17 protein-coding genes are annotated in these 14,475 nt (G+C 67.1%); 5 read left to right on the top strand and 12 right to left on the bottom strand.

Going from position 1 to position 14,475, the window contains the following annotated elements; translation table 11 throughout:
- Positions 1–528 precede the first annotated feature (528 nt).
- The 7 genes from thpD to NN4_RS04505 all read right to left on the bottom strand — a co-directional run bounded on the left by thpD (position 529) and on the right by NN4_RS04505 (position 6,319).
- Positions 529–1,434, bottom strand: coding sequence for an ectoine hydroxylase (thpD, locus tag NN4_RS04535; RefSeq protein ID WP_107657591.1), 906 nt, complete (start codon positions 1,432–1,434; stop codon positions 529–531).
- Positions 1,435–1,440: 6 nt separating this feature from the next.
- On the bottom strand, positions 1,441–1,839 hold the full coding sequence (locus tag NN4_RS04530) for an ectoine synthase (protein WP_107657592.1): 399 nt from the start codon (positions 1,837–1,839) through the stop codon (positions 1,441–1,443).
- Entirely contained in the window at positions 1,836–3,113 is a 1,278-nt protein-coding gene (ectB, locus tag NN4_RS04525; RefSeq protein ID WP_147128676.1) for a diaminobutyrate--2-oxoglutarate transaminase, read from the bottom strand. Before ectB ends, NN4_RS04530 begins: the two co-directional genes overlap by 4 nt.
- Complete coding sequence (gene ectA / locus NN4_RS04520) at positions 3,110–3,712, bottom strand: diaminobutyrate acetyltransferase (RefSeq protein WP_147128675.1); 603 nt, start codon at positions 3,710–3,712, stop codon at positions 3,110–3,112. The genes ectB and ectA overlap by 4 nt, the downstream gene beginning before the upstream one ends.
- 84 nt (positions 3,713–3,796) lie before the next feature.
- Positions 3,797–4,876, bottom strand: a complete 1,080-nt coding sequence (locus NN4_RS04515) for a HAMP domain-containing sensor histidine kinase (protein WP_147128674.1) — start codon at positions 4,874–4,876, stop codon at positions 3,797–3,799.
- A complete protein-coding gene (locus tag NN4_RS04510) occupies positions 4,863–5,573 on the bottom strand; it encodes a response regulator transcription factor (protein WP_135231709.1) in 711 nt (236 codons plus the stop codon). Before NN4_RS04510 ends, NN4_RS04515 begins: the two co-directional genes overlap by 14 nt.
- A 443-nt stretch (positions 5,574–6,016) precedes the next feature.
- Complete coding sequence (locus NN4_RS04505; protein ID WP_246180700.1) at positions 6,017–6,319, bottom strand: hypothetical protein; 303 nt, start codon at positions 6,317–6,319, stop codon at positions 6,017–6,019.
- Positions 6,320–6,654: 335 nt separating this feature from the next.
- Between NN4_RS04505 and NN4_RS04500 the strand changes: the two genes are divergently transcribed.
- Positions 6,655–6,975: a hypothetical protein gene (locus NN4_RS04500; RefSeq protein ID WP_147128673.1), complete on the top strand. Its 321-nt coding sequence runs from the start codon at positions 6,655–6,657 to the stop codon at positions 6,973–6,975.
- An 18-nt stretch (positions 6,976–6,993) separates the two neighbouring features.
- Here NN4_RS04500 and NN4_RS04495 read toward each other — a convergent pair whose 3' ends face one another.
- From NN4_RS04495 to NN4_RS04480, 4 genes are all read right to left on the bottom strand, one after another.
- Entirely contained in the window at positions 6,994–7,779 is a 786-nt protein-coding gene (locus tag NN4_RS04495; protein ID WP_147128672.1) for an RNA polymerase sigma factor SigF, read from the bottom strand.
- Entirely contained in the window at positions 7,769–8,200 is a 432-nt protein-coding gene (locus NN4_RS04490) for an ATP-binding protein (RefSeq protein WP_186818260.1), read from the bottom strand. The genes NN4_RS04495 and NN4_RS04490 overlap by 11 nt, the downstream gene beginning before the upstream one ends.
- Before the next feature lie 173 nt (positions 8,201–8,373).
- Positions 8,374–9,048 (bottom strand): PAS and ANTAR domain-containing protein, encoded by a 675-nt coding sequence (locus tag NN4_RS04485; protein ID WP_147128791.1) that lies wholly within the window; start codon positions 9,046–9,048, stop codon positions 8,374–8,376.
- 98 nt (positions 9,049–9,146) lie between these two features.
- Positions 9,147–9,557 carry an STAS domain-containing protein gene (locus tag NN4_RS04480; protein WP_147128671.1) on the bottom strand — a complete coding sequence of 137 codons (411 nt, stop codon included), beginning with the start codon at positions 9,555–9,557 and terminating at the stop codon, positions 9,147–9,149.
- 475 nt (positions 9,558–10,032) lie between these two features.
- Here NN4_RS04480 and NN4_RS04475 point away from each other — a divergent pair, with 475 nt between their 5' ends.
- Together NN4_RS04475 and NN4_RS04470 are read left to right on the top strand one after the other, a co-directional pair.
- Positions 10,033–10,263: a DUF6480 family protein gene (locus NN4_RS04475; protein WP_147128670.1), complete on the top strand. Its 231-nt coding sequence runs from the start codon at positions 10,033–10,035 to the stop codon at positions 10,261–10,263.
- Between the two features lie 156 nt (positions 10,264–10,419).
- The gene (locus tag NN4_RS04470) at positions 10,420–11,631 is read left to right on the top strand and encodes a glycosyltransferase (protein ID WP_147128669.1); all 1,212 of its coding nucleotides are present in this window, start codon (positions 10,420–10,422) and stop codon (positions 11,629–11,631) included.
- A gap of 6 nt (positions 11,632–11,637) precedes the next feature.
- Here NN4_RS04470 and NN4_RS04465 read toward each other — a convergent pair whose 3' ends face one another.
- Complete coding sequence (locus tag NN4_RS04465) at positions 11,638–12,183, bottom strand: DUF6328 family protein (RefSeq protein ID WP_147128668.1); 546 nt, start codon at positions 12,181–12,183, stop codon at positions 11,638–11,640.
- Positions 12,184–12,412: 229 nt separating this feature from the next.
- Between NN4_RS04465 and NN4_RS04460 the strand changes: the two genes are divergently transcribed.
- Positions 12,413–13,450 (top strand): glycosyltransferase, encoded by a 1,038-nt coding sequence (locus NN4_RS04460; RefSeq protein WP_147128667.1) that lies wholly within the window; start codon positions 12,413–12,415, stop codon positions 13,448–13,450.
- Entirely contained in the window at positions 13,447–14,421 is a 975-nt protein-coding gene (locus tag NN4_RS04455; RefSeq protein ID WP_147128666.1) for a glycosyltransferase family 9 protein, read from the top strand. Before NN4_RS04460 ends, NN4_RS04455 begins: the two co-directional genes overlap by 4 nt.
- The last annotated feature ends 54 nt before the right edge of the window (positions 14,422–14,475 follow it).

The raw sequence follows: 14,475 nt of genomic DNA, 5'->3' as shown, positions 1-14,475 counted from the left end.
CGGCATGGTCACGTAGTTGTACCCAGCGGTAACAATTAGGTCAAGTGCTTCGCCGGTTGCCCCCAATTTGCCACGAACCTGGTCGAGTGCCCATATTTGTGCGAGATGCCAACAGGCGACTGCACTCTGCACAAAGAGCGTGAAAATGCTTCCGGACCAGCCACGATCGGGCGTCGAACCGAGAAGGCCACGCGCGCAAAGGCGCACGGCGATATGGGCGAACCGCTGCACCGCTCAGGCGACTTCGGGGCACTGAGTGATCTTGTGGCGAACGCCAACGCGGTCGTGTTGTCCAGGACTTTGCACACGCCAGAAGAACAATTGGCGGGCTCGCCGGGGATAGGGGTTCCGAATCCGGCTGCGCAGACGGCAGCAGCGGATGGCCGACAGGATCGTACCGCCGATAGGTGCGGGGCGCGCGGCGAGTGCTGGCCCCGGCCGAAGGTGCACTTCGGCGAAGCCCACCACCGACGCGAAGGCGCCCTTCGGTCCGGCAAGGAGGACCGAAGGGCGCCTTCGAGCGATGAATCAGGCAGGCAGCGGCGTGAAGTCGCGACTGCCGATGTAGCCCGGTCGGGGCGCCGGTGCCGCGAACGGCTCCACCAGCGTGTTCTCAACGCTGTTGAACACCAGGAAGATGTTCGACCGCGGGAACGGCGTGATGTTGTTCGACGAGCCGTGCATCAGGTTCGAGTCGAACAACAGCGCGGATCCGGCCCGGCCGGTGAACTGACTGATGCCGTAGGTGTTCGCCAGCGTGGTGATGTCGGACTGGGCGGGCACCCCGATCTCCTGCTCCTGCAACGACTCCCGATAGTGCTCGGCGGGCGTGCTGCCCAGACAAGGCACGAATGTCCGGTGCGAACCGGGCATCACCATCAGGCTGCCGTTGATCGGATAGTTGTCGGTCAGCGCGATGGACAGGCTCACCGCCCGCGGCACGGGCATGCCGTCTTCCGCATGCCAGGTCTCGAAGTCCGAGTGCCAGTAGAAACCCGCACCACGGAAACCGGGCATGTAGTTGACCCGGCTCTGATGGATGTAGACCTCGGAACCGAGGATCTGCCTGGCCAATCCGGCGACCCGCGACTCACGTGCCAGGTCGGCGATCGCCGCACTGAGGCGGTGCACCTCGAAGACCGATCGAACCCGGTTCGACGACTTCTCCACGATCACCCGCTCGTCGCCGCGCAACGCCGGATCGCCTGCGAGACGGCCGATCTCGGCGCTGAAGTCGGCCACCTCGGTGGGCGTGAGCAGTTCGTCGATGCTGGCGAAACCGTCGGCGTCGAAGTTCGCCAGCTCCGGGCTCTCGACCCGGCCCCACACCGTCGGATCCTTACGATCCAGATGGGTCGCGGGCGTGCTCAGCCGAGTCGGGTACCGATCGACTCGGTCGATCACGGGCCGAGTTTCAGTGTGCTGCAATACCATTACTGCCTATCCCCCGATCGTCGCGGCCACCAGCGGGTAAGCGCCGGTACTGTCGTGGACCTCCTGCCCGGTGACCGGAGGATTGAACACGCACATCATGCGCATCTTCGTCGTCGCCTCGAGCCGGTGCCGTTCGTGCTCGTCGAGCAAATACATCGAGCCGGGCTCGAGCACGTAGGTGACGTTGTTGTCGAGGTCGGTGAGCGTGCCGGTGCCCTCGATCAGCCACACCGCTTCCACGTGGTAGCGGTAGTGGAACTCGTGCGTGGTACCCGCATCGATGGTGGTCTCGTGGAAGGAGAACCCGACGCCGTCGCCGCCGAGGATGATGCGCTTGCTGCGCCAGCCCTCCCCGGCCACATCGCGATCGGTACCGGTGATCTCCGCAGTGCTGCGCACGATCATGCGATCGCCCCCATGCCACTGCAGACGGTGTCGACGGCGCCGGTCAGGATGCCCAGGCCGTGGTCGAGCTCCTGGTCGGTAATCGTCAACGGCGGCAACAACTTCACCACCTCGTCGGTGGAGCCGGAGGTCTCCACCAGCAGGCCGCGCTCGAAGGCGACCTGGCAGACCTTGCTCGCCTGCGAGGCGTCGTCGAACACCACGCCGTGCACCAGGCCGCGACCGCGCGTCGACAGGCCGGGCACATTGTCGGCCAGCTCGGTCAGCGTCCGGGCGACCCGCTCGCCCTTCGCCAGCGTCGAGGCTTGCAGCGTGCCGTCGGACCAGTAGTGCCGCAACGCGACTCCCGCCGTGACGAACGCCGGGTTGTTGCCGCGGAAGGTGCCGTTGTGCTCGCCCGGCGACCACTGGTCGAGCTCGGACTTGAACAGCACCAGCGCCATCGGCAGGCCGTAGCCACCGATCGACTTGGACAGCGTGACGATGTCCGGGGTGATCCCGGCCAGCTCGAAGGAGAAGAACGGGCCGGTGCGGCCGCAGCCCATCTGCACGTCGTCGACGATCAGCAGGATCTCGCGGGCCGCGCACAGCCCGGCCAGGTGCCGAAGCCATTCGGCGCGTGCGACATTGACGCCACCCTCACCCTGCACGGTCTCCACGATCACCGCGGCGGGACGGTCGAAGCCGGACGAGGTGTCGTCCAAAACCTTTTCCATCCACTGGAAGTCGGCGGTGGTGCCGTCGAAGTAGCCGTCGTAGGGCATGTGCGCCGCGTGCACCAGCGGCACACCGGCACCCGCGCGCTTGGCGGCGTTGCCGGTGACCGACAGCGCGCCCAAGGTCATGCCGTGGAAGGCGTTGGTGAAGCTGACGATCGTCTCGCGACCGGTGATCTTGCGCGCGAGCTTGAGCGCGGCCTCGACGGCGTTGGCGCCCGTCGGCCCGGGGAACTGCACCTTGTAGTCCAGGCCACGGGGCGCGAAGACGGTGTCGCGCAGGGTGACCAGCAGGTCCCGCTTGGCCGAGGTGGACATGTCGAGGCCGTGCGTGATGCCGTCGCCCGCGATGTAGTCCAGTAGCGGCTGCTTGAGCACGTCGTTGTTGTGGCCGTAGTTCAGCGCGCCCGCGCCTGCGAAGAAGTCGAGATAGTCGTTGCCGTCTTCGTCGCGTAACCAGCTGCCCTTGGCCTTGGTGAACACGGTCGGCCAGTTGCGGCAGTAGCCGCGGACATTGGATTCCAGACTTTCGAAAATGCTCGTGTCAGCGTTGATCATCGGTGGTCCTCCTGCGTTGTGCGAGCGGTCGGTGCGATGAGATAGAGATCCTCGGGCGCGTGGCTGTCCGGGAAGACACCCGCGTCGAACAAGGGGCGCTTGGTGATTCGGGCGTCGCGACGCCGTGCCACCGAGGTGAACAGGGCGATCGATGCGGCGTTGTCCGGTGAGATGGTGGTTTCCAGCTTCGAAACTCCCTGGGCGGCAACATTGTTGAGCAAGGCGTGCAGGAGTTGCGCGCCGGTCCCCTTGCCCTGCTGGGCGCGGTCGACGGCCACCTGCCAGACGAACACCGTGTCCGGCGCCTGTGGCCGCAGGTAGCCGATCACGAAACCGACGACGCGGCCGTTCACCTCGGCGACCACCGAGGTGGTCGCGAAGTCGCGACACCACAGCACGTAGGCGTAGCTCGAATTGGTGTCGAGCACTTCCGAATCCTTCGCGATCCGCCACAGCTGGGCGCCGTCGGCCACGCGCGGCGCGCGCAGCACCACGGCGGGCCCGGTCTGCTTGCGCGCCGGTACGGAGCCGAGCGCGGCCGCAGCCTGTTCGACACGGATGCGTTCGAGCTCCGCGGTGTTCAACGTTGGCAGTGTCATACAACTCCCTGGTCGGGTCCGCAGTACTTATCCAGGCTTACGAACCAACTTTGAGGTGGCCTGGTCGACTTCATTACGGTTGTGTTACGACTCGATTGCGTCGATCCCCGGCACGGTGACGACGAACCGGGCGCCGCCGCCCGGCCGATCGGTGCATTCGACCTGGCCACCGTGCTTGGTGACGGTCTCGGCCACCAGCGCGAGCCCGATGCCGGTGCCGGTCGCCGAGCGGCGTCCGCTGCGCGCGGTCGCGAAACGTTCGAAGATGCGCACCCGGTCCGGCGGCGGCACGCCGGGACCCGCGTCGTCCACCACGATCACCGCGTCCCGGCCCGTGCGATCGGCGCGGACCGCGACGACGCCACCGCCGTGCAGATCGGCATTGCGCAGGAGATTGCCGACCGCCCGCTCCAGTTCGAGCTTGCGGCCGCGCACCACGACGTCCTCGTCGATCGTCAGCAGGTCCGGCGAATACCGCCGCTCGGCCAGCGTGTGCGTCAGCAGATCGCGCACCGACAGCGGCTCCATATCGCCGCGGTGCATACCCGCCTCGACCCGCGCCAAGGCCAGCAGATCGTCCAGCAGCCGCCGCAGATGATCGACCTCGTCGCTCACCAGACCCAGCGCGCGTTGCGACCGTTCCGGCAGATCCGCGCGATGCCGGTTGAGCACGTCGACACTGGCTGTCAGCGTGGTCAGCGGCGTGCGCAGTTCGTGGCTGACATCGCCGAACAGCCGATGCTCGCGCTCGATCCGCCGCTGCAGCGAGTCGACCATGCTGTTGAACGACTCCACCGTGATGGCCAGATCCTGGTCGCGGGTGGTGGACAGGCGCAGATCCAGGTCACCGGAGGCGATCCTGGCCGCCGTGCCGGCCAGCTCGTGCAGCGGTGTCAGCACTCGCCTGCTCGCCCACCAGCCGACGGCCGCGCCGATCAGCGTCACCACCACGGCACAACCGATCAGCACATTGCGCAGCAGATCCAGATTCGACTCCAGATCGGTGACGCCGGCCTGCGCGTGCTGCAGATAGCTGCGGCTGATGGTGAACACCGACACGACCAGCACCAGCGACATGAGCGCGGTGATCGCCGCGAACATGGCCGTCACCCGGCCGCGCAGACTCCAGCGTTTCGGATCGAACCAGCGCTCAGCGCTGGACATCGAGGCGGTAGCCGAGCCCGCGCACGGTTACCACGATGCGCGGATCGGACGGGTCCCGTTCGATCTTGGTGCGCAGCCTGCGCATGTGCACGTCGACGATCCGCTCGTCGCCGAAAAATCCTTGGTCCCAGACTCGTTCGAGCAACACGGTGCGGCTCAGCACCCGGCCCGGCGCCTCGGCCAGCTCACACAGCAGCCGGAACTCGGTGAGCGTCAACCGGATCTCCTCGTCGCCGCGGCGGACCACGCCGCCGTCCTGCGCGAGCACCAGCGGGGCGTCGGGGTCGGCGTCGAGCACCATCTCCTGTGGCGCTTCGCGCTCGACGGTAGGCCGGGCCCGGCGACGGACCGCGCGCATGCGCGCGGTGATCTCTTTGATCTCAAAGGGTTTCGTGACGAAGTCGTCGGCGCCTGCCTCCAGCGCGGCCACCACATCGTGGGTATCGTCGCGGGCGCTGACCACGATGATCGGCACGTCGTGCTCGCGTCTGATCTCGCGGATGCAGTCGAAACCGTCCATGCCGCCGAGCATCAGGTCGACGATCATGACATCGGGCACACCGTTGCTGCGCAGATGAGTGAGCGCGTCCTCGGCCTCTTCGGCCTCTTCGACGTCGTAGCCTTCGTCCTCCATGGCGAGCCGAAGCGCCCCACGGACCCGGTCGTCATCCTCAACGATCATTAGGTTCGCGCTCACGACTGCGCCTCGCTGACGCTCGGCTCCGCCGTGACCGCGAAAGCGGCTGCGCCCGTTGTTCGCTCGCTACGCTCGCTCAAATACCTATCCTTTGCAGACACGCGGACACGCGTCGGCTGGTGCGGAAATTCGCATCCCCAGACCAACGCGACATTCCGCTGTTCGAGCCACCTTGCCGACCTTCCGAGTACCCGAACCGACCGTTCGGTAAACGTCGACTGGACGCTCGATCAGTAGCCATCGAGCCCCACCGGGGACGGTGCGACTCACGCTGCCGTGACCCCTTCGGGCCCGTTGATCAGCGTCTGACTAGTTATCCACCATGGTCGGAATCGCGCCGTTACGCAACCGTTACGTGACTCCCGACACATTCCCGCTACCAGCTATTCACCCGTATCACCGCAAGGGTGTATCAGGGGCGATATCTGCTTGTCGGCCCGAACTCAGCGATCCTCGCGAGTCGGGCGTTCCAGGCGGTTGAAATTGCTCGGTGACCCGTCCGCGCGCCGATCCTGATAGCGAAAATGTAGGTGTCGCTCATCGAAGGTGGCGAACCATTCGTCCCAATTCACCGGCCGCAGCACCGCTCCGCCGTACCCGGGGAAATCGAAGCGCAGCACCCTGAGCTGACCGTTGTCCTCACTACCCGGCATGGTGGCCGGGCGCGCACCGCGCCGCTCGGCCCACTGCCGGATGATGTCGTGATTTCTGGTGACGCGCGTGCGCTCCACATTTCCGAAGCGCATGCGATCCATCCGCTCGGGCGACTGGATTTCCTGCGAGTATTTCGGCGACCTCGAGCTCCCCGATCCGGCGTACGGAATCCGGGTGCCTAGTCGGTGTTCGTTCATAAACGAGCTCCCTGAGCCATCGGCATCGTATGTCCGGCTCCCTTTCAGGTACCCGACCTCCGCTTCGGGCAAACCGGCTGTAGCGCACTCCACTGTCGAACCGGGCACATTCGGCCCGAAAAGCACTGACCGACAGCGCGTCTGTGAGCCGAGTCACCCGCAACGAGGTGGCGATCGCGGCTGATTCAGCCGGGTGCGGCTGGGTAACGCCGAACGAAGGAGGCCTACAGATGACCAGTCCCGTATCTCCCGAACCCAGTCCGGTACCCCCGACCCCCAACCCAGATCCCGTCCCGCCGACGCCGAATCCCGATCCGGTGCCGCCCAGCCCGAACCCGAACCCCGACCCGGTCCCGCCGGTTCCCGGCCCCGATCCGGCCCCCGCGCCGCCGGACCCGGTCCCGCCGGTGCCCGGCCCCGACCCGGCACCGTCCCCGCCGGACCCCGGTCGCCCCGATCCACTCCCACCGGTCCCGGACCCCGGTTCGCCGTTCCCGCCCACCGACCCGGTGCCGCCGCCGACCGACCCGGTCCCGCCGAATCCCCTCTGAGCGGGGGTAATTCGACGATCAGTCGCGTAATGCCTGATCGCGCAACTGATTCAGTGTTTTCGACAGAATCCGCGAGACGTGCATCTGGGAAACCCCGAGCACGTCCGCGATCTGCGACTGCGTCTTGGACTCGAAGAACCGCATGATCAGCACCTGACGTTCCCGCTCGGGCAGCTCCTCGATCAGTGGCCGGACGGCGAGGTAGTCCTCCACCAAATGGTAGGAGGGCTCTTCCGCGCCAAGGCTTTCCAGCAGCGGCAACGGCGCGTTCTCGATATCGTCGCCGGCCACCGCGTCGATGGACGAGGACTGATACGCGTTGCCGGCGATCAGCGCCTGGGTGACCTCGACGATGTCGACGTCCAGCTCGTCGGCGATCTCGCGGGCGCGCGGTATCCGGCCGAGCCGCTGCGACAGCGCCTCCACGGTGGCACCGATGCTGAGCTGAATCTCCTTGGTGCGCCGCGGTACGCGCACCGCCCAGGTGTTGTCCCGGAAATGCCTGCGCACCTCGCCCATGATGGTGGGCACCGCGAAGGCCAGAAACGACGAGCCGCGGGTGACATCGAACCGGTCCGTCGCCTGCACCAAGCCGAGCCGGGCGACTTGCAGCAGATCATCGAAATTCTCTCCGCGCCCGGCGAATTTACGCGCGATGTGCTCGGCGAGCGGCAGGCAGCGGCCGATCAGTTCTTCGCGCATCGTCTCTCGACGCGGGTCCCCTTGGTCCAGTGCGGCGATCTTCTCGAACAGCGGCTCGATGTTGTCGTAGCTGTCACCGCGTGATCTCGATTCACCCGCCATCCGATGCCCCTCGTATCCAACTGAAGTCGACCACAGTGGGATACCCGGATAGGACGCCGTCGAACGGCGCTTGCGCGGCGGCGATCGAGTGGGTCAGCGTGCGCACGATGTGCCAGCCGAACCCTGCCTGCCCCACCACCGACTCCGAGGTGGCCACCGAGGCGACGTGGACGAACATTTGCCTGCTGTCATAGGTGAAGTCGCAGTCCAAGGTGGATCCGGGGACCGCGTCCAGGATCAGCGAGGTGGCGACCTCGTCGAGCGCGAGGCGGATGTCGGTGACCTCGTCGAGGGCGAAGTCGGCGATGAGGGCGACGGTCTCGGCGAGCGCGCGCAACATCGTCAACTGTTCCAGCTGCGCGGGGATTCGAACGCCGACCGTTGTTGTTTCCGTTGAGGATCGGGAAGTCGATTCCCCCATGCCCATCACCACCTTGCTCTCGCCGCCGAACCCGGTGCCGTCGGTGACCGTCCATCCGAGTTATTCCGGGCCGCCCGCACCCAGCGCCGCGACAGGCATCAAGTTCGAGGCCGCAGCGCTCCTCATCGCTTCGGTCGTACCCGCCGCGGCGCACCCGAAACGTGCGCGCAGGCTCAGTCGGCGTCGATGCGCTCGTGTGCGGTCAACAGGAGATGGTCGAATCGGGTGCGCAGGCCCGCGGTCGCGGCGGTCAGCGTGGTGAGGTCGGCGACCAAGCGCGAAGCCAGGGTGCGCAGCTTGATGTTGGTCTCCTGCGAGCGCCAGCTGAGCACCCGGAACGCCTGCTCGGAGCTGACGCCGTAGACCAGCATCACCGCGCCCTTGGCCTGTTCGATCACCGCACGGGAGGCCCACAGTTCGGGCAGCGCGTCGTCGAGAGCTTCTTGCCGATGGTGCTCGAGGGTGTCGGTCACGTCGATGTAGTAACCGGCGGTGCCCGCAACCTGGCCGTCGTCGTCGAAGAGATGGTCGGCGACGACGATGATGTGGTGGACGCCGCCCGCGGTGTCGATGATCCGGTGCCTGCTGGAGAACGGTTCGCCGTGCTCGATGGATTTGGCCAGCGCGTTGGCGACCTGGGCGCGATCGTCGGGGTGTTTATGGGTCAGCAGCAAATCGGTGGTCGGTACCACGGTCCCCGGAGAATAGCCGTGCATCGCGGCCACCTCGTCCGACCATTCCCACCGCTGATCGGCGAACCAAAAGCGAAAACTGCCGACACTCTGCGGTGTCCCCAACCCGATCACCCGGTCCAGCGCGAGCGAATCCTCGGGCTGGACCGGCCCCATTTCAGTCACAGCGCAAGTATCCGTCGTCGGCGTACGCCACGCGAACAGATCCGGCGTCGCCACGCCGGAATCGGTGCTGCTCCTGCGTCGGTCGTTCCTCACGCGTCCAGTGCGGCGCGCATCGACGAATAATGATTGAACAGCGGCCGGACGCCGGAGACCTCGAGCGACCGCTCGATCGCATGCCGACCGGCGACGATGCGGACATCGGTGCCTTCGCACGCGGCCCGCTGCCGGACCGAGCCGAGGGTGCTCGCGGCCCGGAGACTGAGGAACCTGGCTGCGCGTAGATCGATCACCACGACGTGGCAGTTCGAACGAACGGCCTGTTCGACCGTGGCGAAGAACTGGGGGCAGGCCGCCGCGTCCAATTCGCCTTCGGCGCGGACCACCACGCATTCATGGCGGCGGTCAACGCGCTGTGCCCAGGTGTGATTGTCGTGGCTCGGCCCTGAACCATTCCGGTGCACGCCCTCTGCGTGCGCATGCAGAGCGGAACTAACGGACATAACTGAACCTCCCGTATAAGGGGGGAATTCCAGTTCCACGCAACACGTCCGGTCGAGGAAAGCGATAGGGGCGAACAACTGTCGCAACTTTGCGAAAGGTCGTCGCGACGATCCCATCGACCGGATTTCGGCGGGTGTGGTGCGCCAGGCGTCGAACCGGGGTCGGCTGTAGTCTCAACCTTCCTCTAGTGTCGCACGGTCCGTTGCCGATGTCACAAATTCAGACACCACCGCAGGTCCACGGGGCACCGGCGCGATGGCCCGCAGCGGATCTCTCGGTGATCGTCTGCCCGTAATTCGTACGGGCAAACTACCCGGATTGACGGTGTGGCGAGCGGGTAGGCCCTGCATATGGAAATACTGGTGATCATCGGAATCGCGGTACTCGTCGGCGCCGTAGTCCTGTCGCGTAAATCGAAAGGCCGACGACCGAACGCCCCGGAATCGCCGGGAAACGACGGGAAGTAGGCGCGTGATGGCCGCTATGGACCCCGACCCGGCAAGCACCCCCGATCTGGAGCGCGGCGGCGGCGTACCGCCGGGCTCCACTCCGCCGGAGACCGCGCAGACCTCCGGCCTGTCCGCGCCCGAGCCGTCGACCAGCCATCATTTCCCCGGCACCGGCGTCGTCGCCATCATCGTGACGATCGTGCTGGTGGTCCTGTTCACCGCGGCGGCACTCGGCATCATCGTGTCGATGATCTGACTCAGTCGCGTATCACTCAGCGGGGTCAGGGGTTTCGTTCCCGCGCCGACGGGCATATCTGTGACATAGCCGAATTCCACACATGTCACGCGATGCCTGGTCGCGGGCACCGCGCAGCGCCGCCTTGTGCCCGTCGTGGTGAGAACGGAGCACATCGTGAAAATTGCCATGGTTTCCGAGAATGCCAGCCCACTCAGCGCAACCGCGGTGACCGGCCAGCATATTCACGTCGCGGAATTGGCGGCGGCCTACGCGCGGCGCGGACACGAGGTCACCGTCTATACCCGCCGCGATGATCCGAATCTGTTGCCGGAGTTGGTCACCGACGCAGGTTACCGCGTCGTATACGTGAACGCCGGCCCGGCCGAACCGCTGCCCAGAGACCAAAGTCTGCCGCACCTCGGCGATTTCGGCACTTTCCTCCAGCGGCAGTGGGGTCTGGACACCCCCGACATCGTGCACGCCCACTTCTGGATGTCCGGCCTCGCCGCGGAATTGGCTGCACGCGCGCACGGGATTCCGGTGGTGGTCACCTTCCACGCACTCGGTACCGTGCGGCGCCGCCATCAGGGTCTGGCCGACACCAGCCCGCGCTCGCGCATCCGCTTCGAGCGCCTGATCGCCGGGCGCGCAGCCCATATCGTGGCGACCTGCTCCGACGAGGTGATGGAGCTGACCAGGATGGGCATCCCGCGGTTCCGTATCTCGGTCGTGCCGAGCGGCGTGGATCTGTCCGCCTTCACCCCGGAGGGCCCGGTCGCCGAACGCGGGCAACGCCACCGCATGCACCGCGTGCTGTCGGTCGGACGGCTGGTGCCGCGCAAGGGATTCGACGTCGCGATCAAGGCGCTCCAGGAGCTGCCGGACACCGAGCTGGTGATCGCGGGCGGACCGGTCGGTGACGACGTCGAGGACGACAGCGAGGGCAGGCGACTGCGCAGACTGGCGATGGAATACGGTGTGCAGGACCGGCTTCGGATGCTCGGCCAGCTCCGCCGCAGCGAGCTGCCCCGCTGGTATCGGTCCGCCGATGTGGTGCTGAGCACCCCGTGGTACGAACCGTTCGGCATGGTGGCGCTGGAGGCGATGGCCTGCCGGAAACCGGTGGTGGCCACCGCTGTCGGCGGTCAGCTCGACACCGTCGTGGACGGGGTGACCGGCAGGCTCGTCGCGCCGCCGGATCCGCTCACCGTGGCCAGGGCGGTCCGCCAGCTGCTCGAAGACAGGACCCTGCGCGACACCTGGGGTGCGGCCGGATACCAGCGCGCCGCGAGTCGCTATGCCTGGGATCAGGTCGCCCTCGAAACGCTGACCGCCTACCACCGGGCAGCGCCCGCGCACGCCGGAGAAGTCGTCTCGGCCCGCTGAATGCCGTCAGCCCGCTTCGTCGTCGGGCCTGCTGGTCCTGCGCCAGCACAAAGGCGCGATCAACCACGCCACCAGGAACAGCGCCGCGACGACCACGCCCGCGACCACCCCGTCGGCCGTCCCGGTGACCATGGTGACCACCAGCACCGTCGCCCCGATCAGCGCGACGCCGAGCAGCCCGACGCCTGCCATGGCGCAGCGATGCGCCGCGGCGACCACGTTGCCGAGCCGGTGGCGCCGGAACAGGATTCGGTGCCAGGAAACCGGCGCGACCAGGAACACCGTCGCCCCGATCGCGGCAAGCAAGGTCATCAGGTAGAGCACTCGAAGTCCATGCGACAACGTCGCGAACGCGGGCTGGAACGGCACGATCAACAGGGCCGAGATCAGGAACTGGACACCGGTTTGCACCACCCGCAGTTCCTGGATCAGATTGCTCCAATTGCGGTCCAGTCGTTCGATTTCGGTCTCGCCACGGACGGTGCGATTCCAGTCGGAGTCACTGCTCGGCACGGACGGCCCGCGCTTACTCGACTCTCCGGTAGCGTCCATCACCGGTCATCTCCTACTCACCCCGTCCCAGTTGTCCACGGGCTGTTTCCGCAGGTATGGGGGTACCCGGTCTGCCGAGGGTTAACCAGCCGGCCGTCAGGTACCACGCAACACGCCAGACCGAGCGAAAGCCGCAGGGCTCTTGGAAAACGCAATCCTGCCGTCAACTTCGTCGGCAGTCGATGGAGAGCGTGCGTTTCGGAAACCCGGACGCGGGCACCCGAGCCATATGGAAGCTCCGACGACTGAAACGAACGGGGCGGCCGAACCGCTGAACGTTCTTGTCTGGCATGTGCACGGCCCCTGGCTGAACTCGTTTGTCCAGGGCAAGCATCGGTACCTGGTGCCGTATGACGGCCGCGACGGCGCGCCGGGAAGCGAATGGGCGCGCGGGCTGTGCGGTCGCCCCTGGCCCAGCGCCCGCGAGATCGCACCGGCCGATCTCGCCGGCGAGAACATCGATGTCGTTGTTCTGCAACGCCCCAGGGAACTCGACCTGGTCTCGGAATGGCTGGGCAGATCACCCGGCGCCGACCTGCCCGCGGTCTACGTCGAGCACGAAACTCCGCGCGAGCATGCGGCGCTCACCCGGCATCCGCTGGCCGACCGCACCGATATACCGCTGGTCCACGTCACCCCCTTCAACCGGCTGATGTGGGACAACGGCCGGTGTCCCACCATCGTCATCCCGCACGGCGTGCGCGACCCCGGCCTGCTGTACACAGGTGAATTACCCAGGGCCGCAACGATTATTAACGACCCGATCTCGCGCTGGCGGATCACCGGCACCGACCTGCTCGCCCCGCTCTCGCTGGCCGCGCCGATCGACGTGTTCGGCACCGGCACCGAAGACCTGCCCAACGCACTGCAGGTACCAGCCGAACGAGTGTGCGGCGCAGGCGATTTCACCCAGGACCGGTTACACTCCGAGCTGGCGCGCCGCCGGGTGTTCGTGCATACGCCGCGCTGGACCTCGCTGGGCTTGTCGGTGATCGAGGCGATGTACCTCGGGATGCCGATCGTCGCGCTCGGCACGACCGAGGCCTCCGCGTCGATCCCCGCCGACGCGGGCGTTGTCTCCACCGAGCCGGACATCCTGGCCGAGGCGATCAGGCAATTCCTGCACGAGCCGGTGTTCGCCGAGCTGACCGGTAAGGCCGCACGGCATTGGGCGCAGGCCAATTTCGGTATCGACCAGTTCCTCGACCGCTGGGACGCGGTGCTCGCCGAGCGCACCGCCGCGCACCCGACGTTGCGGACGCGATGACCGGCCACGTCCTGGTGGCGCGGCTGGACAGCGCCGGTGATGTCCTGCTCGCCGGCCCCGCCGTGCGCGCGGTTGCCCGGGTCGCCGACACCGTGACCTTTCTCGCGGGCCCGCGCGGCAGCTCGGCCGCGGCGCTGCTGCCCGGCATCGATCGGGTCCTCCAGTTCGAGGCACCATGGCTCGACGCCGATCCCCCGCCGCTGACCCACGCGTCCGTGCGCGCTCTGATCGAATGCCTGCGCATGCTCGCGCCGGACGAAGCGATCATCAGTACCTCCCAGCATCAGTCGCCGCTACCGCTCGCCCTGATCCTGCGGATGGCGGGCGTGCCGCGGATCAGCGCGATCACCACCGACGAGGCCGGGTCGCTGCTCGACGTCCGGCATCGGGTGAAAGACGATATGCCGGAACAGATTCGGGCCCTGTCGCTGGCCGTCGCCGCAGGCTATCCACCCGTCGGCCATCGGCTGCGGGTCCGCGACGATCTGCCCGAGGTCGACGAATTGACCGGTGGCCCAGGCTATGTCGTGCTACATCCCGGTGCCACCGAACCCTCCCGCCGGATGTCGGCGACGCGCAGCAGGCAGGTGGCCGCGGCGCTGGTCGACGCGGGGCATCGCGTGGTGGTGACCGGCAGCGCGGCCGAGCGGGCGCTCACCGATGCCGTCGCCGACGGTCATGCGCGTGATCTCGGCGGTGCCACGGATCTGGCAGGTCTGGCCGCCGTGCTGCGCGATGCCGACGCGGTGGTCGCCCCGAACACCGGCGCCGCCCCGCTGGCCGCAGCCGTGGCCACGCCGGTCGTTTCCCTTTTTGCGCCGGTTGTCCCGGCGCGGCGCTGGGCGCCCTACGGCGTGCCCACCGTGGTGCTCGGCGATCAGTCCACGCCGTGCGGCAGGCACGGCCTCGACGCCATTCCGGACTTCGCGATCGTCTCCGCGACCGAGCAGGTGCTTCGCGCCGCCGATTGAGCCCCGCTCGTCCGGGTATGCGTTCGAATGCCCCCTCTGACGGTGGTTGGACCA

Source organism: Nocardia ninae NBRC 108245 (assembly GCF_007990755.1).
GTDB classification, from domain to species: domain Bacteria; phylum Actinomycetota; class Actinomycetes; order Mycobacteriales; family Mycobacteriaceae; genus Nocardia; species Nocardia ninae.
The sequence above is the reverse complement of the archived record's forward strand: the minus strand, read 5'-3'. Positions and strand labels throughout refer to the sequence as shown.